Origin of the sequence: Nocardioides ginsengisegetis, assembly GCF_014138045.1 — a bacterium.
Lineage (GTDB): Bacteria > Actinomycetota > Actinomycetes > Propionibacteriales > Nocardioidaceae > Nocardioides > Nocardioides ginsengisegetis.
Window position 1 is genome coordinate 1573290 of sequence record NZ_JACGXA010000001.1, and the last position, 16927, is coordinate 1590216.

The following is a 16927-nucleotide window of genomic DNA, read 5'->3' on the forward strand; positions in this document are numbered from 1 at the left end:
GTCAGACCTCGACCTTCGCGAGCTTGGCCATGAACCAGGACCCCGTGGCGAGCAGCAGCGCGGCGGCACCGAGCATCGCCCAACCGAGGGTCTGGGTGTAGAGCGGACGGATGAACTCGCGGTTCGCCATCAGCATGTAGAGGAACATCACGATGGGCAGCGCCCCCAGGATCCAGGCCGAGAGGCGACCCTCGGCGCTCAGCGTCCGGACCTGCCGCTTGAGGTACTCGCGCTCACGGAGGGTGTCCGCGACGGTCCCGAGGACCTCGGACAGGTTGCCGCCGACGTCGTGCTGGATGCGGATCGCCATCACGACCCAACCGAAGTCCTCGCTGCACATCCGGTCGGCGACGCCGTCGAGTGCGTCCTCGATCCCGATGCCCAGCCGGTGCTCGATCAACGCCCGACGCAGCTCGGAGGCCATGGGCTCGTGACCCTCGCGGACCACGGTGTCGACGGCCTGCGGCATGGACATTCCGGCGGACAGGCTGCCCGCGATGAGCGTCAGGGTCTCGGGCAGCTGGGCCCCGAAGGCGCTCATCCGGCGGGAGTGCTTGAACTTCAGCGCGAAGGCGGGCAGCAGCGCACCCACGATGAGCAGCACGACCATCGAGACCGGTCCGCCCAGGACGAAGCCGACGAAACCGGCCAGGGCGGCGATCCCGGCGTGCATGAGCACCCACTCCGAGGCCGTCAGCGCGATCCCGGCGCCGGCCAGCTTCTGCGCGAGGCGGGTCTCGAAGTCACCCTTGACGACGGTCCCGGCGAAGTTGACCGCTGTCTCCCTGAGGCCGGCCGCACTGGAGGTCGTCCGAGTGGTCTCGCCGAAGTACTCCGAGAGCCGCTTCTGGGTCCGCGTCGGGCCGTGCTGGCCCATGAGCAGCAGGGCGAGCAGCATGGTCAGGCCCAGCCCGAGCACGACCCCGCCCACGAGCAGCGCAGTGCGCCCGACCAACGGGTTCCCCGGGTCCACCACCGTGGGGCCGCTGTCCCCGAGGTGGCCGAGGGAGAGGAACGCCGAGTCGTCGTACGTCGTGCCGCCGACCGAGAGGGAGACGTCGAGCGTGGTCCCGGCCGGCGCGTGGACCGGCTCGGGGAAGGTGACGAGCACCTGGTGGGCGAGTGCGGCAGCCTCGGCCTCGAAGACCCGCGCCAGCGAGGCGGGGCTGGAGGCCTCCACGACCTCGCCACCACTCGCGGAAGAGATCTGGGCGAGGAGGGCCCGGTCGGCGGGCGCCTGGTCGAGCGCGACGACGTCCACGGCGACGCCCTTGCCCTTCGCTGCGGCGAGGGCCGACTGCAGGGTCGAGCCGCCACCCTCGTCCTTGCCGTCGGTGAGCAGCAGGACGTTGCGAGCACCCTCGGTGCCGGACAGGCTCACGGCTTTGATGACGGCGTCGTAGATGCGGGTGCCGCGGGTGAGCCCGATGCCGTTGATCGCGGCGGCCAGGCCGGCCCGGTCCGTCGTGGGTGCCATGACGTTCTGGACGCCCCTGGAGAAGGTGAGCAGGCCGATGCGGACGTCGGCCGGGGCCGCGTCGAGGAACGCCGTCGCTGCGGCCTTGGCCTGGGCGATGCCCTGCCCCTTCATGCTGTGGCTGGCGTCCAGGGCGAGCACCGTGGTGCGGGTGAGCTGGCCCTCCTCGACGGACTGTCCGACCGCGTCGACGTCCGCGCCGTCAAGGGAGACGTGGATGCTGCCGAGGTCGGGAGCGGCCGTCCCGGCTCGGACCCCGACCAGCACCGACACGGTGCCGTCGTCGGCGACCTCGACGTGGTCGATCGTGATCCCGGAGCCGGCATCCGCGCCGTGGGCCGGCGTGGCCGGGACCAGGCCGAGGGCGACGCCCAGGGCCAGGGTCCCGAACGCGGCCGAGACCCGGGAGAGGGCGGTGCGATTCATCGGACGACTCCGGCGCTGGCGAAGACCTCGGGGTTGACCTGGACGTTGTGCTCGGCCAGACGGTCCAGGAACCGCGGGCGGAGCCCGGTGCTGCGCAGGTGGCCACGGGCGACGCCGTGCTCGTCGTACCCGGCGCTGTAGTCGAACAGGAAGACGTCCTGCAGGGTGACGATGTCGCCCTCCATGCCGATGACCTCGGTGATCGCGGTGAGCCGACGCGAGCCGTCCTTGAGCCGGTTCTGCTGGATGATCAGGTCGATGGCGCTGCTCGACTGCTCGCGGATCGCCCGGACCGGCAGCTCCATGCCGGCCATCATCACCATCGTCTCCACGCGAGAGAGTGCGTCGCGCGGGCTGTTGGCGTGCACGGTGGACAGCGAGCCGTCGTGGCCGGTGTTCATCGCCTGCAGCATGTCGAGGGCCGCACCGTCGCGGATCTCGCCGACGATGATGCGGTCGGGGCGCATGCGCAGCGAGTTGCGGACCAGGTCCCGGATCGTCACCGCGCCCTTGCCCTCGATGTTCGAGGGGCGGGCCTCCAGACGCAGCACGTGGTCCTGGTGGAGTCGCAGCTCCGCGGCGTCCTCGATGGTCACGATCCGCTCGTCCGCCGGGATGAAGGACGAGAGGACGTTCAGCGTCGTCGTCTTGCCGGCGCCGGTGCCGCCCGACACCAGGATGTTGAGCCGGCCCAGGACGCACGCGGCCAGCAGGTCGGCGGCCGGCCGGGTCAGGGTGTCGAAGGAGATGAGGTCGTCGACCGTGTAGGGGTCGGCGGCGAACTTGCGGATCGTCAGCATCGAGCCGTCCAGGGCGAGCGGCGGGATGATGGCGTTGACGCGGCTGCCGTCGGGGAGCCGGGCGTCGACCATGGGGCTGGTCTCGTCGACGCGACGGCCGATGCGGGCGACGATCTTGTCGATGGTGCGGCGCAGGTGTGCCTCGTCGGCGAAGGCGGCGTCGACGCGGGTGATCCGGCCGTTGCTCTCGACGTAGATCTCGTCCGAGCGGTTGACCATGACCTCGGTGAGGTCCGGATCGCGCAGGTAGGGCTCGAGGGGCCCGTAGCCGAGGATGTCATCGGCGATCTCCTGGGTGATCCGGGAGCGGTCGGTGCCGGACATCGGCTGGTTGGTCGCGGCGATCGCGCTGTGCAGGGCCGTGCGGACCTGCTGCTCGAGCTCGGTCGGCGTCATGTCCACGTCGTAGAGCTTCGGCCCGAGGGCGCTGACGAGCTGGGTGTGCACGAGCCGCTTGAGCTCGACGAACGGGTCCGTCACGCGAGCCTGGCGACGGGATGCGCCGGAGGCCGCCTGGCTGGAGGTCTCGTTGCCGCTCGGGGTCAGGGCGTTCTCCCTGTCTCGCTGGGCGGCCAGGAGCCGGTCGGAGAGTGTCATGTCAGGCCACCTTCTCGGAACGGGATCCGCGTCGCAGCATGGCGCGGTGGGAGCGGCGAGGCGGCTCGGCTGCCTCGGGGTTCAGGGAGAGGTCGCGGGCGAGCCCGGTCGCGAAGGAGGACAGGACCTTGCTGACCTCGTGGGTGCTCTTGGCGAGCACGATCGGTTCTCCGCGGTTGACGGCGGCGAGCACGTCACGGTTGGACGGCACGCTGGCCGTCACCTTGAGGCCGAGCGTGTCCTCGAACTCCTGGATCGAGAGCCCGACCTTGGCGTCGGCCCGGTTGAGGAGCAGGCGCCAGCGGTCGCGCGGGAAGTTGAGCAGGTCCAGCGTGCCGACCGCGAGCTTGAGGCTCTTGAGGGCGGGGATGTCCAGGGTGCCGACCAGGACCAGCAGCTCGCTGTGGTCGAAGGCGTGGAGCCCGTAGTCGTCGAACGCACCCGAGGTGTCGACCACCACGATGTCGAAGAGGCCCTTCAGGATCGCGAGCACCGAGCCGATCGACTCGGCCGGGACGGTGGAGCCGAGCTGGACCGGCGCGGCCAGGACGAACAACCGCTCCGAGTGCTGGGTGAGCAGGGACTCGACGCCGGCTGCGTCGAGCGCGCCGTGCATCCGCGCCAGGTCCGCCAGCGTGTGCTGGGGAGTGAGCTGGAGCATGATCGCGACGTCGCCGCCGTGCACGTCGAGGTCGACGACACAGACCCGGTGGCCCTGGTCGGCCAGGGCCGCCCCGACGTTGGTCGCGACGAGGCTCTTGCCGACGCCGCCCTTGGTCGAGAAGACGGTGACCAGCGAGCCCTTGGCGTTCGGCTCGACGTGCTGCCGGCGGCCCTCGTCCATGGCGAGGGCGAGCTCCTGGGCCCGGCGTACGGCGTCCTGGAGGCCGATGCCGTCGCGGGTCTCGACGACCTGGCTCATGCCGCTGCGGAGCGCGTCGGCCAGCACGGTGCTGTCGACGGCCGGCCGGACGAGGATGACGCCGAGCGAGGGGCGCAGGACCCGGTTCTGCTCCGCGAACGCGGCGGCGTCCACGTCGGACACCGAGGGCCCCAGGACCACCACGTGCTCGCCGCGGTGCCGGCGCAGGTGGTCCTCCACCTGGTCGACGCCGGCCAGCACCGAGACACCGTCGCTGACTGCGGCGCGCAGCAGGTCGACGAGGGTCGGGTCCTGCTCGACGAGGACGGTCATCGCACGCCCCCGAAGACCTCGGGCATGATGTCGCGGGCGGTGACTCCGGGACCGTCGACGACCTTGGACTTGGCCGTGCGGAGCGCGAAGGACAGGTCGCCGTTGCGGGCGGCGTAGATGACCTTTTCGGCCTGGGCCTGGGTCACGGCGATGGTCAGGATCGTGCGCGGGATCTGCTCCGTGGTCTTGCTGCCCTTGCTGGTCGTGGTCGTGGGGGAGACCGAGGTGTCCCCGACGCCGATGACCTCCACCTGGGCGAGCAGGAGGCGGGTGACGGGCGAGAGCTTCTGGGTGGTGCCGTCCGCCTTGTAGAGCTCCGGGTCGGCCGAGGCGAAGATGGCGACGGACGAGCCCGGGTAGACGAAGCCGGCGACGCGGGCCGGGTCGGTCAGCTCGACGCTCACGGCCAGCTTGTCGTCGGGGATGGTCAGGGTGTCGACCGTCTGCGCCGACCCGAACTGCTGGCCGATGATCTGCTGGCCCGGGTAGATCGTGCCGAGCGCGACCTCGTCGGCGATCGACGTCGTGGAGCTGAGGGCCCCCTCGACGACGTCGTCGCGGACGACGCGGGTCTTCTCGAACTTGCCGGCGGACTCGGCGTCGGACACGCTCTCGCCGGCCTTGACCACGTCGGTGGCCGTCAGGACCTCGACGAGGGCCTGGCCCTCGGTGGCGCGGGCGTCGATGCCCTGGACGTAGAGGACCACCATCGTGGTCCCGAGCGCCGCGATCACGAATGCGACGCAGAAGAGGATGGTTCGTCGTGCCATGGTGGTTGTCCTTGTCGGGTGAAGTGGTGTCGGTCAGGTGGTCGCGTCGTCACTCGACGAGGACGAGAGCCTTGGGGCCCGAGCCGGTGTAGTCGGACTCGCCGCCGACGGTCGGAGCGAACTCCGGCAGCGCCTTGACGTCGAAGAGGATGACCTTGAGCTCCCGGATGCCGGACGAGTCCTGCTCGAGGCCGTCGAGGGCGGAGATCGAGCCCGGACCGGCATGGGTGGCGCTGAGGGACTGGTCCGAGATGAAGCCGGGACGGAAGCCGATGATCGGCCAGGACTTCTTGCCCGTGCTCGGGTCGGTGTCCAGGACCGGGAGCCAGAAGAACCGGGGTGACTTGAAGATGTCCGACGACAGTGCGCCCGTCCCCACCGAGTTGCCCGCGACCAGGTCGTTGATCGAGGCGCCATTGATGATGAAGCAGGTCAGCAGGTCGTCGTTGATGTTGATGCCCTTGATCTGCGTCGTGGTCCGCGCGCTGTTGCCGTTGCGACTGCAGTTGCTCGTGGAGTCCGCGTCCAGGCGGCCCTTGAGTCCGCCGGCTCCGGTGATCAGGCCCTGGTTGGTCTCGGCGATCTTCAGGCCCGGCTCGGTCGAGACGCAGTTGGTGCCGTTGACGGGGGTCTTGGTGGACTCCACACTGCCCGGCTGGCCGCTGCACTCGCCGTTGGGGAGCGGGTGGATGGCCAGCGTCGGCTGGATGCCCTTGATCATGTTCCACTCCAGGACGTTGCTGTTGGTGTCGGTCCGGGGGATGTCGAGGGTGCCGAAGTTGCCCTCGTTCTTGGCGTCGCAGTAGAGCTTGGGCGGGCCGACGCTGAACGTCTGGGCGCTGGACTCCGGCGACCACTTGCTGGCGGTCTTCACCCGGACGTACCAGGTGTCGTCGACCGCCAGCACCGCTGAGGGCACACCGACCGTGAACGTCGTGGTGGAGTTGTTCAGGGGTGGGCTGAACGTGGTCGGCGAGACGATCGACGCGCCTGCTGCGTTGCTGAACCACACCTGGGTCACGCCGTTGAACCCGTTGCCGGTGATGGTGATGTTCTGCGAGCTGAGCCCGGACGCCACGGCGGTCGGACTGATCGTGAACGTGGCGTTGAGCGTCGGGTTCCCCGAGGGCGGCGTCAGCGCCGGCGTGGCCGGGGTCTGGCTGTCGTTGCGGATGCTCTGTTGGCCCGAGTCGCAGCCCTTGACCGCGAAGAACGGCAGCGTCGCGAGCTGGCCCGCGGACTTGATCTGCGCAGCGGCGGTCGAGGTGACGTCGATGCCGTTCGGGGCGCCGGGGATGGTCTTGGCGAGCGTGTACTCGATGTGGCTCCGTGGAGCCCACAGCGTGACCTTCCAGTTGTTGCACGAGATGTAGCCGTCGAGGTCACCGGGCGAGCCGCCGAGGTTGAGGGCGTACTGCCCGGGCACCATGTTCTCGGGCTTGCTCAGGTAGTCGGTCGCGGCCTGGACCACCTCGGGGTTGCACGTGTTGCCGCCGGTCGTGAGCTGCGCCGCGGCGGCCAGCACCGCCAGGTCGACGTCTGTCTGGAGGAGCGACTTCTTGGCGTAGGCCTCGCCGATGTCCACGGCCATGGCACCGACGGCGAGGAGCACTGTGGCCAGGATGGCGACGAGGATGGCGACCGCGCCGCGCTCGTCCTGCTTGCGTCGAGCGGTCATGTCAGCAACCCCCGGCCGGCACGTTCTCGACCCGCGAGGTCGAGCTCTTGTCGATGTTGCCGGTGTAGCCCGGGAAGAAGCCCAGGTTGAGGGTCGTGAACTGGACGCGCACGGTGATCGTGTCGCCCACCTTGACCGGTGAGCCCTTGGTCACCGTGACGGTGGGCGTGGTGTTCTTGGGTGTGCCGTTGAGGTCGTTGGTGCCGGTGGTGGTGATCTTCGCGGTGTCGCAGGGCGTGACCGCGGCGATCCGCGAGGCCTCCCGTGCGGCGTGACCCGCGGACTGCCAGGCCCAGAACCAGAAGCCGAACTGGATGATGCCGAACAGCAAGGTCACGAGGAGCAGGGCGACCAGCCCGAACTCCACTGCTGCGGCTCCTCGCTCGGCGTGGCGCCGGCGCTGCATGGTCCCCATCGGTTCCCCCCTCGATCTTTCAGCCCCAGCGAAAGGTAGGGACAGCGAGGGGTGCCTCAGAGGAGGGTTGGGAGAGCGATCCCCAATCTGGGTGACGGGGTGGTCCGTCCGGCCCGACGGCGTACAGACCAGTCGGCGGCGGCCGGAGGTCCGGCACGCCGAGCCCGATTCCGTGTCTCTGTTCGGCCTGCGTTAAGGTTCAGTCGCATTCGTGGTCGAGCGAGTCGACACCACGGAGCCTTCGGGCTGTGGCGCAGCTTGGTAGCGCACTTGACTGGGGGTCAAGGGGTCGCAGGTTCAAATCCTGTCAGCCCGACCGAAAAACCGCCTCTGACCTGCGGAAACGCAGATCAGAGGCGGTTTTGGTTTTGACGTGGATGCCCAGAATGGTCGTTTACTAGTCGTAAACGATTCACGGCCTACGAATCCGAACTCGCATGGTCGCTCTCACTGAGCCGCTCGAGGACCTTCGAGAGGTCGGCCGAAACCGGTGGCTTGGCGATGTAGTGGTCTCGGGTGACCTGGCTCGAGGAGTGGCCGAGCTGGCGCGAGGCGAGCTCGGACGTCGCTGCCTCGGAGATCAGCGTCGCCACCGTCTTGCGGAACGTGTGCGGGGTGACCCATTCGTAACCGGTGTCCTTGCGGATCTGCCGCCACCGCCGCTCGATGTTGACCACCTGATGCCAGGTGCCGTTGCGGGTCGCGAAGACGGCGTCGTTCTCGTTCGGAGTCGCGAACTCCCGGCGTACCCGGAGCAGGTCGGCAGCGAACCGGGGGAGTACGACCGTCCGCCGGCTGGTGTCCGTCTTCGGTGTGGCCTTCCGGTAGGTGCCTTTGCCGGTCTCGGTCTTGATCGTCCCCGACACCGACAGGGTGGGCAGATCCCCGTCGAGATTCAGGTCGCTCCAGCGCAACGCCAGGATCTCGCCGATGCGACAACCGGTGGCAAGCATCAGGTCGATGATGTCGGCCATGTCGCCGGTGGCCTTGGGTCCGGGGCGGTCGGCGTTGACCCACCGGCGTACGGCTGCGCGGATCTCGACCAGGTCCTCGACCCGCAGGGCCTTGGTCTCCTGCTTGGGCCGGTGAACCCGGCTCGTCCCGCGGGCCGGGTTCATCGGGATCGCGTCGTGTCGGACCGCGAGGTCGAGCATGGCCCCGAGGACGACCTTGGCCTTGCGTTGTCGGTTCACGCTCTGATCGCGCAACCTCAGCAGGAGCCGGTCCAGCCGCCCCGTGGTGGCCTCGCGGAGCTTCAGCCCACCGACACTGGGTAACACCAGGTTGTCCAGCACCCGGCGGTACTCGTTGATGGTGGTCTGCTCGATCCGTCCTTCGGCCTCGAGACCAGTGATCCACAGGTTGGCGAGGTCGATCAGCCGGGTCTCTGCCGTGAGGAGCTCACCTGCTGGCGCGGTGCGCGTGCCCAGGACGTCTCGAAGCGCTCGCTCCGCAGCCGCCTTGCTAGGACCAGTCGCAGTGACGCGACGAGTGTTGCCGTCGGTGTCACGGAACCGGGTCAGTGCTCGATAGCTGCCGTCGCGGATCTTCTCGGTGGTGATGGTCCCCCAGGTGCCGAGGGGGAGTGGTGGCCTGGCCATGGCCTACTCGCCTGCCGCGGGCTCGAGGTGCTCGACGATCCAGGCGTCGAGGTCCGCGCGCCGGTACCGAAGGCAACCGCCCATCTTCACGGCGCGTGGTCCGAACCCGGCCCGGCGGGTCCGCCAGGTGTACAGCGTCGCCTTCGGGATTGCGAGGTAGGCCGCCGCCTCGTCGATGGTGAGGATCATGCTCTCGTGGCTGGTGTCGACGGTGGTACTCATCGTGTGCTCCTTCGTGATCACGAGGACAGGTTTGCCCTCGTAACCGAAGGTGTGCAGCCCACACCGCGCAGGCTGTGGAGAATTGATCCGTATTCGACTCTCTGGAGCGAACGCAGGTGCCACGCGGGCCAGCGGTGTCCACGGGACCCGACCGGCGAGGCGCTCGCGGCGCCCTCTGCTGCTGCCGGACGTCGGTTGTCGGGTTGCGATCGAAGTTGCTGTGTTTTGCGCTCTTAGCCAGAGGTCGCAGGTTCAAATCCTGCCCCCGCTACAAAGTTCAGGCCCGGAATCCACGGATTCCGGGCCTGAAAGCATTTGAGATTTGATCCCGTGTCCAAAAACTGTCCACAAACCCGGTCCAGAAACGGGTTTGCGGCCCGATCCGCGCTCCGAGCGCCGACCGGTTCCGAGAGTCCCCGGGTCGACCGGGAACCCGCGCCCACCTTCGGGGCATGGAGACCACAACGCCCACGACGAGCGCCCTCGAGCCGCTGATCAGCCTCGAGGAGCTCTCGGACTACCTGCACGTGCCGGTGAAGACGCTCTACGACTGGCGCACCGCGGGCCGAGGACCCCGGGCGGTCCACGTCGGACGCCAGCTCCGGTTCTTCCTCAGCGACGTCCACGCCTGGCTGGCCCAACAGCGCGAGCCGGAACCGGGGCGCGGCACACCCGGTCGGTGACCCGCGATGGCTAGGCCGCGCATCCCGATCGGGACGTTCGGCGAGGTCAGCTACGTCAGGACAGCCAGCGGCCGGGTCCGGGCGCGGACCCGCTACCGCGACGACGACGGGCAGGTACGCCGGGTCTCGGCCAGCGGGGCGAGTCACAAGGCGGCCGAACGGGCCCTCAAGGCGGTGCTGGCCCAACGCGCCAGCCAGGTCGCGTCGGGGGAGCTGACCCGCGACTCGACCTTCGCCAGACTCGTCGAGGTCTGGCTGGAGGACCTGGACCTGGAGGGCCGGCTGGCCCCGAGCACCCGGGCGCTGTACGAGCGCAACATGCGCCAGGTGGTCCTACCGGCGTTCGAGCACTTCACGCTGCGGGAGATCACAGTCCGCAAGGTCGACCAGTTCATCAAGTCGCTGGCCGCCAACAAGAGCTACAGCTACGCCAAGCAGGCCCGCACGGTGCTGAGCCTGGTCTTCGGGCTGGCGGTCCGGTACGACGCGATCCCGAAGAACCCGGTCCGCGACACCAGCCGGCTCCGCAGACCGCCGTCGACCGCGATGGCCCTGACCGCCTCCCAGGTGGAGTCGATCCGGCGGGCGGTCCGCGAGTGGCGTCGAGGGACCGGCCTGTCGGGGCCGAAGCCCGACGGCCAGCTCGAGGCCATCATCGAGGTCATGCTCGGGACCTCGGCCCGGATCGGAGAGGTGCTGGCGATCCGCAGGTGCGACGTCGACGTGACGAGCGCGCCGGCGACGGTGCGAATCTGCGGCACGATCGTGTCGCCCACCGGGAAGCCGACGCACCGACAGCCGGCGCCGAAGACCGCGAAGTCGACGCGGACGGTGTCGGTGCCGAGCTTCACCGCCGAGGTGCTTCGTCAGCGGCTGGTCCTCCTGGCCCACCAGGACCCTGAGGGCCTGATCTTCGCCAGCCGCAACGGCACACCGCTGACCACCAACAACGTACGTCGCCGGCTCCGGGTCATCCTGGCCGAGGCGGGAATCCCTGGGGTCACGCCGCACTCGTTCCGCCGGACGGTTGCCACGGTGCTCGACCGGGCCGGAGGCGCCGACCTGGCGGCGGAGATGCTGGGCCACACCTCCTCCCAGATCACCAAGCAGCACTACATCGAGCCGGACGAGAAGGTGAATCCGGTGACGGCCGAGATCCTGGAGTCGCTGGCGCCCAGGTGGCAGCGGGAGGACGGATAAGGTTCCCCCGTCAGCCCGAGCCGGGGTCACAGGTCGATGCCAGGCGCCCGTGACGGTGGACGGTGCTGGATTGCCTCGCTCAGCTCGCGGCGGCTGCCGGTGGCGCCTGACGGGGTGTCGGTCTGGCGGGCCCGGGGGCGCAGCTGGTCGCGGACGAGGCGTCGGAGGTCGGCGTGGATCGGCTCGGTGATGGGCACGTAGCGCGTGCGGACGGCGTGGATCGCCTGTCCGTCGTTGTCGACGATGCGGGGGAGCCTGGTGGCCACGAAGTAGAGCCGCTCCCGGGATCCATTCTCGAAGGTGTCGGCCAGCCGCAGGTCAATCGCGTCGAACAGCGTCGAGATGTCACGGATGGTGCGCTGGCCGAGCGTGGTGTCGCGGGGAAGTCGCTGGAGTCGGCTGATTGCGTTGGCGGCCTCCGCAACAGCCTGGTTGCCCGCGCCGACGTACCCGCCGAGGCTGCGTGCCTGGCGCTGGAGGGCCCGGTAGGTCTCTCCGCGGCGATGCCACCGAGCGGACAGTCCGGGCTCGGCACCTGTGGCTCGTGCGGCCAGCAGGGTGGAGAGCTCGCGCTGGGAGTCGAGGAGCCGCCTGAAGTTCAATGCGTTCGGGAAGCGGTTCAGGTGGATCAGCACGTTGTGCTCGGCCTGGATGACTCCGGCGATTCCCGGTCGGACGGGGCCGTCGAGGGTCGTCGCTGGCGGGCGCCAACCTCGGCGGTCGACTGTGTAGTCCTCGGCGGTGAGGAAGGCGCACGCATCGGCCGCCCGTTCGAGCCTGGTACTGCCGACCAGTGACTCCCAGCCGGGGACGTTGTCGTAGCGCCGGTCCAGCACGATCAGACCCCGGATGATCTCGGCGGTGTCCTTCACGATGGTCAGGCGTTGGTTGATGTCGAGTTGGCCGGGTGCCATGTCGCCGGCGAGATCGTGTTCGCCGAGTGCGGCGGCCCGGGCGGCGAGCCGCCAGGAGTCGACGAGGGCGAACCGGTGCGGCGTCGTGAGCTCGGCCAACGTCGGGAGCGATGCGCCGGACGCGACGAAGGTGGCCTCGAGTCGACGCCGTAGCTCGACGTCCTGGGCGGCAGCCCGGCCCCGCCGGCTCACGCCGACGTCGGGACCGGGGAAGGTCAGGGCCTGCCGGCACCACGTGAGCACGCCATAGCGGTAGCGCTGGATGAGCCGGCCCATCTGCTCGCGCTCCGCGTCAGTGGTGGTCACGGGCACCGTGTGGATCCCGGGACCGCCGATGCGTTGCTGGATCCGGTGCTGGCGGAGCAGCGTCGACAGCTCCGTGCGGAGGGCGCCGGCGTTCTCGCCGTACATCGCTCGGCCTCATACCGGGGCGTCGAGGGCGCGAGCGTCGTCGAGCATGGCGAGCAGGAGCTCGACCTGCAGGGCGTCCACGCCGTGGTCGACGAGTTCCTCCACCGCCGACTCAGCCACCACCTGAAGTCCGGTGCGGTCGGTGATCGCGCCGCCGACGTCGAGTGTCGGCAGCACGTCCGGGTGGATCGAGTCGAGGTAGTGCAGGGTGCGCTCGTAGGCCTGCGAGGCCTCGAGCGTGTCGGTTTGGTCGGCCAGGGCGGCCAGGTAGGCGCGCGCTTCGGCGAGGGCGACCGCGTGGGCGAGCAACATGACGGATCCCTTCGAACGGGTGGATGCCTCAGGGTCGGGCGCGCTCGGCCGGGTGGCCGGCACGCGTGGTGGGTCCTGTGGACAGGTGCGCCACAGGCACCTCTGTGGGTCCTCAGCTCCGGTTGCGGCGCTTCTCGAAGTCCTCCTCGAGGAACCGGCGGAAGTCCTCGGCGCGGTCGACGACCTCGACCTCGCCGCCGACCGCCGCGGGCCGTTCACCGGGCCACGGGGTCACTCGCGTCGGCCGGTCCCGGTCCAGGCGAGCGCCATTCGTCGCGACCCACTCGCGCAGGCGCACCCGCGCCGCAGCGAAGTCCTGGTGCCAATGGTTCGGCGCGGACAGCGGAGCATCGGGGTGGTAGCTGTTCAGCCAGTGCAGGTGCAGCGCCGACAGCTCCCAGATGAGCTCGTCGTGGCGGTGCCACGACGGCGGCACGATCGTGGGCGGCAGGCCGTAGGCGACGCGAAGGAAGGTGACCCAGCGGTCGAGGTCCAGCAGCTCCGAGCGCGCCTCGTCGGCGCTCAGCAGCAACCAGTTGATCGGACTGTCGGGGATGTCCCGGCCGCCCGCCGGGAACTCACGATGGGTGGCTGGGCCGGTCAGGGACACGACGGCTCAAACGCCGACAGCCGGGGGAGGCGTCGCCAGGGTCGCGCCGGTGGGCGCGACGTCGCGGCGGCGGACCTCGTACCTAGTGCGTTGGGTGTCGTGGCCGATGCGCCTGGCGACGAACTCGTCCCGGATCAGCGTCGTGTCGTCGGACTCGACCTCGTACTCGTGGACGTAGCCGCTGGCCAGGAACGAGTCGCCCTTCCTGAACCTCTCGTAGGCCGAGAGCGCCGTGTCGTTGAAGATGACCAGGTCATGGAAGGTCGGGTCGAGCTTGGTGAAGGTGCCGTCGACCTCCTTGCGGTAGTGCTCGCATCCCACGCGGGCGTGGAAGCGAGGATTCCCGGTCTTGGAGAAGTGCAGGGCGGGGGCGGTGGCGATGAAGCCGGCCAAGCTCATCTGGGTGGGGATCGACATCTGGACTCCCGGTGCTGGGCGGGGCCGCGGGTAGCCACCGCTCTCGGGAGACAGGTACGCGCCACCACCCCAGTCAGCCGGTGCACGCTCGAGGAGCGGACGTTCACTGCGCGGGATCACAGGCTGGTCGGGGCCGACCAGTGCCCTGGCCTCACCCAACACACGTCACTGTTGATGGGGACGAGGCTGTGGCTTGGGCCGCCGCCTCGCTACTCGCCTTCGGACCCGGCCGTCAGGACGGACAGCGAGCGGGGCGTGGTCTCGAGCGCCTCGGCCATGAGCCGCGCTCGTAGGTCCTCAACGAATTCCGCCCTGGCCGAGACGGGAGGAACCGCCCGAAGAGCCGCCACCGCTTCAAGGACCTGGGCGATGTCGGGATTGACGTCCTGATCAAAGAACCGAGTAGATCCATCAGCCTGGGTCTCGTGCCACACCCGATGGAAGCGCATCAGGTTCCTGGGAACGATGGCTCGGCACACATCGCAACTGGGATGCCTGAGGTCGACCACATTCGGAGGCTAGGTTCTGGCGCTCGAACGGCACGGCCTACCGGGGAGTAGCCCGCCCCTTGGACCTACTGATCTGGGCCACTCCGCGCCTCGCAGGTGAAGCAGGTCACAGCGGCTTCCGTTACCCACGGGTACCCATCAGCTTGATGACCGGGGGGTCACGGCGTTGCTCCGCCCTGGCCCCCTCGCTGGCCTCTGCTGCGCGCATCCTCCGAGCGCCCGGCAGGGGCCGGGGACGACTCCTGCCCGGCCACAGTGAGTGCGCCCCGTTGCGGCGGAGTGACGCACTCCTCGCGGCAGATCCGTTGGTGTCGGCGGTCAGACGTAGCTTGGGTTGGTGGCGACAGATCCTGCTGCCGTCGCATCGAGAGAACGCTAGGGTCGGTCAAGCCGGGACCGGTTGGACCCGATACGGACCTGGGACCGACCAACGGGGGTGAGCGCGATGGGCACGTCGGGACCGATGCACGTCGTAGACACCAGCGGTCTTGCACGGTTCGACGCGCTTCTGTGGAAGCAGGCCAACGAGGGGCACTTGCAGCCGCTGCGCGACCTCGTTGACGCCTGTGAGGGCAAGCCGCGCGAGCACGTAGTGGTCGAGACAATCCTCGTCGAGGACTCCAACCCTTTGGACGTCATCCACCCGACGAACCTCCTGTCGTCGGCGCTGACAGTTGGTGGGGTGTCCGTGCTGCGGGTTGAGGATGACCGCGGGCCGTTTGTGCTGTCGGCGTGGCCCACGGCCTTCGAGGGGGTCTTCCACCTGATCGGTTCCATCCCGTCGACGGATCCCCGATGGGACAAGGTCGACCGATGGGTGAGCAAGGCCGCCCCACAAGTGGTGCGCTGCTTCTTGGACCACGACGACTACGTGGCCATCGGGGCTGCGCTGTCTGAGCACGACGAGGTCGAGGTCCAGCGCGCGTCCGGGCGTGTGCGGGCGGACCGATCGTCGTGGAACCGAGGCTTCCGGGCGCTGATGGGCGGCGACCTACGGCCGGACCACCGCGAGATCGTGGAGGAGGCCGAGTCGCAAGGTGTTGCCCTGCGGACCCTGCACCTGCACGTGGGCGACGTGATGGACGTCCTGCTGCGGCGCATCGCCGGGGCCACGTTCTACCGCGGCGAGTTCGAGGTGTTCGAGAACCGCGTCCTGTCCCGCCTGGCACTCGCTGCATCGCGTCGACGCGAACTACTTTCGAACCGCGCACGGGTCGTCCACGAACCGCCCAAGCAGCCCATCGAGGTGCGGCTGGCCGCGCCGTTGTTCACCGACCCCAAGGCGACCGGTGAGGTCATCCACATGCTGGAGGGCACCAGCGACATCTCGTTCGCAGTTGTGCACCGCAACCCATACCTGCACGTCGTCGTGACCGACAACCGCGACGGCTCGAACTACGACCTGTTCGTCACCCAGCCCGACGCGATCGAGATTCACCCAGGCTTCCGAGCCAGCATGGGGTCACTCACACGCATCGCCCAAGACCTGGGGACCTACTTCGAGGCGGACGACCTACGCGAGTCCGCTCCACCGAAGCCGGTGTCGATCTTCGACCTAGTCGGCTGACAGACAGTGGCGGGGGCCAAGAGCGGTGCGATCGCACTGCAAGATCTGCTCGATGACTTCAACATCTACGACCAGTACGTCGATGTTGTGTGCGCCTTCGAGTGGCTGTTCACGCAGGTCACCGAGATCGCTGACACGGTTCGTCACTTCGAACGGTTCCCGAGGATCAAGGTGACCGTGGAGGACGGAAGCGAGGTCACGCTCACCCCTGACTTCACGGTCGTCTTCAAGGACGGCACTGGTCTGGTCGGCGAGATCAGCAAGTTGGCCATGCACGACAACAGCATCGACAAGGCGTGCCGACAGATCGGGAAGTACGCCGAGTTAACGCAGCTGCCCATCGACGAGGCAGGCACGCTCGTGGAGGTCAGCGACCTTGACGTGTTGCAACTGGTGCCCAGTGATGTCGGGCTGGCCGCCGTCCAGCGCATCATCAAGGACCGCTACCTCAACGCCGATCACGACTACAACCCGCGGAAGGCGCCGGTCATCGCACAGTTCAGCCGCTCGGCGGACCGTGACGAGTACCGGTATACGCTCCAGCACCTCCCGGACCCTGCCAACGGCGTGCTGCCGGAGGCCGACGACCCGAGCACGATCGGGCACTTCCTCACCCGGGTCAACAACGTCACCGCTGATCGGTTCAACCACATCAAGGCCAGGCGGAAGTTCATGAACGACCCCATCAAGCCGCTGTACTTGGCCACTCACCTGTGGACCGCGCACTGGCCCACCGAGTACGGCGGCGCTGGCGCTGAACCCATCGAGGTCACCCCTGCGGACATCGCTCAGACGCTGCGCGACCAGTTCGGCACGGGCCGCGCCAGCGAGGTCAAGGCGGCTCTCGCGTTGCTTGCGCGTGCCGGGCTGGCAGCCGACAACCGCGACGGCACATGGACTGTCTCCCGCGCGACGCTGCGGCTTCAGGGCGAGCGCGACATCCACCGGATCATCGCCATTAAGGCCGCCAAGAACGCCAAGCCCGTCGTGCGGGCACGTGCGACTCGCACCGCTCGCGCAGACCAGACCCAGCAGGGGATGCTCTTCTAGGTGTGGTCCTTTGGCCTTGTCGTCGCGCGGATGCGCGCTTCGCCTCTTCCGGCGTGGCCCATTCTGGGCGGAG

At 68.9% G+C, this 16927-nt stretch carries 17 protein-coding genes and 1 tRNA gene; 5 read left to right on the top strand and 13 right to left on the bottom strand.

What is annotated here, in order from left to right:
• Window position 1: 1 nt before the first annotated feature.
• The 6 genes from FB382_RS07425 to FB382_RS07450 are packed head-to-tail and all read right to left on the bottom strand — an operon-like array spanning window position 2 to window position 7358.
• On the bottom strand, window positions 2-1903 hold the full coding sequence (locus tag FB382_RS07425; protein WP_182538024.1) for a type II secretion system F family protein: 1902 nt from the start codon (window positions 1901-1903) through the stop codon (window positions 2-4).
• Window positions 1900-3300 carry a TadA family conjugal transfer-associated ATPase gene (locus tag FB382_RS07430; protein ID WP_182538027.1) on the bottom strand — a complete coding sequence of 467 codons (1401 nt, stop codon included), beginning with the start codon at window positions 3298-3300 and terminating at the stop codon, window positions 1900-1902. Before FB382_RS07430 ends, FB382_RS07425 begins: the two co-directional genes overlap by 4 nt.
• Window position 3301: 1 nt before the next feature.
• Complete coding sequence (locus tag FB382_RS07435; protein WP_182538029.1) at window positions 3302-4495, bottom strand: CpaE/TadZ family protein; 1194 nt, start codon at window positions 4493-4495, stop codon at window positions 3302-3304.
• The gene (gene cpaB, locus FB382_RS07440; protein ID WP_182538031.1) at window positions 4492-5265 is read right to left on the bottom strand and encodes a Flp pilus assembly protein CpaB; all 774 of its coding nucleotides are present in this window, start codon (window positions 5263-5265) and stop codon (window positions 4492-4494) included. Before cpaB ends, FB382_RS07435 begins: the two co-directional genes overlap by 4 nt.
• 49 nt (window positions 5266-5314) lie before the next feature.
• A complete protein-coding gene (locus FB382_RS07445; protein WP_182538033.1) occupies window positions 5315-6943 on the bottom strand; it encodes a TadE/TadG family type IV pilus assembly protein in 1629 nt (542 codons plus the stop codon).
• 1 nt (window position 6944) lies between these two features.
• Window positions 6945-7358 carry a TadE family protein gene (locus FB382_RS07450; RefSeq protein WP_182538034.1) on the bottom strand — a complete coding sequence of 138 codons (414 nt, stop codon included), beginning with the start codon at window positions 7356-7358 and terminating at the stop codon, window positions 6945-6947.
• A 242-nt stretch (window positions 7359-7600) separates the two neighbouring features.
• Between FB382_RS07450 and FB382_RS07455 the strand changes: the two genes are divergently transcribed.
• A tRNA-Pro gene (locus FB382_RS07455) sits at window positions 7601-7674 on the top strand.
• A gap of 103 nt (window positions 7675-7777) precedes the next feature.
• On the opposite strand, the gene FB382_RS07460 is transcribed toward FB382_RS07455, so the two are convergent.
• The gene (locus FB382_RS07460; RefSeq protein ID WP_182538035.1) at window positions 7778-8959 is read right to left on the bottom strand and encodes a tyrosine-type recombinase/integrase; all 1182 of its coding nucleotides are present in this window, start codon (window positions 8957-8959) and stop codon (window positions 7778-7780) included.
• A 3-nt stretch (window positions 8960-8962) separates the two neighbouring features.
• Window positions 8963-9181 carry a helix-turn-helix transcriptional regulator gene (locus FB382_RS07465; RefSeq protein ID WP_182538036.1) on the bottom strand — a complete coding sequence of 73 codons (219 nt, stop codon included), beginning with the start codon at window positions 9179-9181 and terminating at the stop codon, window positions 8963-8965.
• 452 nt (window positions 9182-9633) lie between these two features.
• On the opposite strand from FB382_RS07465, the gene FB382_RS07470 reads away from it, so the two are divergent.
• Together FB382_RS07470 and FB382_RS07475 are read left to right on the top strand one after the other, a co-directional pair.
• Complete coding sequence (locus FB382_RS07470; RefSeq protein ID WP_182538037.1) at window positions 9634-9864, top strand: helix-turn-helix transcriptional regulator; 231 nt, start codon at window positions 9634-9636, stop codon at window positions 9862-9864.
• Between the two features lie 6 nt (window positions 9865-9870).
• Window positions 9871-11064: a tyrosine-type recombinase/integrase gene (locus FB382_RS07475; RefSeq protein WP_182538038.1), complete on the top strand. Its 1194-nt coding sequence runs from the start codon at window positions 9871-9873 to the stop codon at window positions 11062-11064.
• Window positions 11065-11090: 26 nt separating this feature from the next.
• On the opposite strand, the gene FB382_RS07480 is transcribed toward FB382_RS07475, so the two are convergent.
• The 5 genes from FB382_RS07480 to FB382_RS07500 all read right to left on the bottom strand — a co-directional run bounded on the left by FB382_RS07480 (window position 11091) and on the right by FB382_RS07500 (window position 14237).
• A complete protein-coding gene (locus FB382_RS07480; protein WP_182538039.1) occupies window positions 11091-12389 on the bottom strand; it encodes a hypothetical protein in 1299 nt (432 codons plus the stop codon).
• Window positions 12390-12398: 9 nt separating this feature from the next.
• Window positions 12399-12701: a hypothetical protein gene (locus FB382_RS07485; RefSeq protein ID WP_182538040.1), complete on the bottom strand. Its 303-nt coding sequence runs from the start codon at window positions 12699-12701 to the stop codon at window positions 12399-12401.
• Between the two features lie 112 nt (window positions 12702-12813).
• On the bottom strand, window positions 12814-13311 hold the full coding sequence (locus FB382_RS07490; protein ID WP_182538041.1) for a hypothetical protein: 498 nt from the start codon (window positions 13309-13311) through the stop codon (window positions 12814-12816).
• 6 nt (window positions 13312-13317) lie between these two features.
• Window positions 13318-13728 carry a single-stranded DNA-binding protein gene (locus FB382_RS07495; RefSeq protein ID WP_182538042.1) on the bottom strand — a complete coding sequence of 137 codons (411 nt, stop codon included), beginning with the start codon at window positions 13726-13728 and terminating at the stop codon, window positions 13318-13320.
• 209 nt (window positions 13729-13937) lie between these two features.
• Window positions 13938-14237, bottom strand: coding sequence for a hypothetical protein (locus FB382_RS07500; RefSeq protein WP_182538043.1), 300 nt, complete (start codon window positions 14235-14237; stop codon window positions 13938-13940).
• Window positions 14238-14682: 445 nt separating this feature from the next.
• On the opposite strand from FB382_RS07500, the gene FB382_RS07505 reads away from it, so the two are divergent.
• Both FB382_RS07505 and FB382_RS07510 read left to right on the top strand, forming a co-directional pair.
• Window positions 14683-15804 carry a hypothetical protein gene (locus tag FB382_RS07505; RefSeq protein WP_220481290.1) on the top strand — a complete coding sequence of 374 codons (1122 nt, stop codon included), beginning with the start codon at window positions 14683-14685 and terminating at the stop codon, window positions 15802-15804.
• Window positions 15805-15810: 6 nt separating this feature from the next.
• Window positions 15811-16854 carry a hypothetical protein gene (locus FB382_RS07510; RefSeq protein WP_182538046.1) on the top strand — a complete coding sequence of 348 codons (1044 nt, stop codon included), beginning with the start codon at window positions 15811-15813 and terminating at the stop codon, window positions 16852-16854.
• Window positions 16855-16927 lie beyond the last annotated feature (73 nt).

Bases quoted from the DNA above. Each gene is read 5' to 3' on its own strand.
- FB382_RS07495 (WP_182538042.1), bottom strand. From the start codon at position 13,728: ATGTCGATCCCCACCCAGATGAGCTTGGCCGGCTTCATCGCCACCGCC.
- FB382_RS07435 (WP_182538029.1), bottom strand. From the start codon at position 4,495: ATGACCGTCCTCGTCGAGCAGGACCCGACCCTCGTCGACCTGCTGCGC.
- FB382_RS07480 (WP_182538039.1), bottom strand. From the start codon at position 12,389: ATGTACGGCGAGAACGCCGGCGCCCTCCGCACGGAGCTGTCGACGCTG.
- FB382_RS07425 (WP_182538024.1), bottom strand. From the start codon at position 1,903: ATGAATCGCACCGCCCTCTCCCGGGTCTCGGCCGCGTTCGGGACCCTG.
- FB382_RS07485 (WP_182538040.1), bottom strand. From the start codon at position 12,701: ATGTTGCTCGCCCACGCGGTCGCCCTCGCCGAAGCGCGCGCCTACCTG.
- FB382_RS07465 (WP_182538036.1), bottom strand. From the start codon at position 9,181: ATGAGTACCACCGTCGACACCAGCCACGAGAGCATGATCCTCACCATC.
- FB382_RS07470 (WP_182538037.1), top strand. From the start codon at position 9,634: ATGGAGACCACAACGCCCACGACGAGCGCCCTCGAGCCGCTGATCAGC.
- FB382_RS07460 (WP_182538035.1), bottom strand. From the start codon at position 8,959: ATGGCCAGGCCACCACTCCCCCTCGGCACCTGGGGGACCATCACCACC.
- FB382_RS07475 (WP_182538038.1), top strand. From the start codon at position 9,871: ATGGCTAGGCCGCGCATCCCGATCGGGACGTTCGGCGAGGTCAGCTAC.
- FB382_RS07505 (WP_220481290.1), top strand. From the start codon at position 14,683: ATGGGCACGTCGGGACCGATGCACGTCGTAGACACCAGCGGTCTTGCA.
- FB382_RS07430 (WP_182538027.1), bottom strand. From the start codon at position 3,300: ATGACACTCTCCGACCGGCTCCTGGCCGCCCAGCGAGACAGGGAGAAC.
- FB382_RS07445 (WP_182538033.1), bottom strand. From the start codon at position 6,943: ATGACCGCTCGACGCAAGCAGGACGAGCGCGGCGCGGTCGCCATCCTC.
- cpaB (WP_182538031.1), bottom strand. From the start codon at position 5,265: ATGGCACGACGAACCATCCTCTTCTGCGTCGCATTCGTGATCGCGGCG.
- FB382_RS07450 (WP_182538034.1), bottom strand. From the start codon at position 7,358: ATGGGGACCATGCAGCGCCGGCGCCACGCCGAGCGAGGAGCCGCAGCA.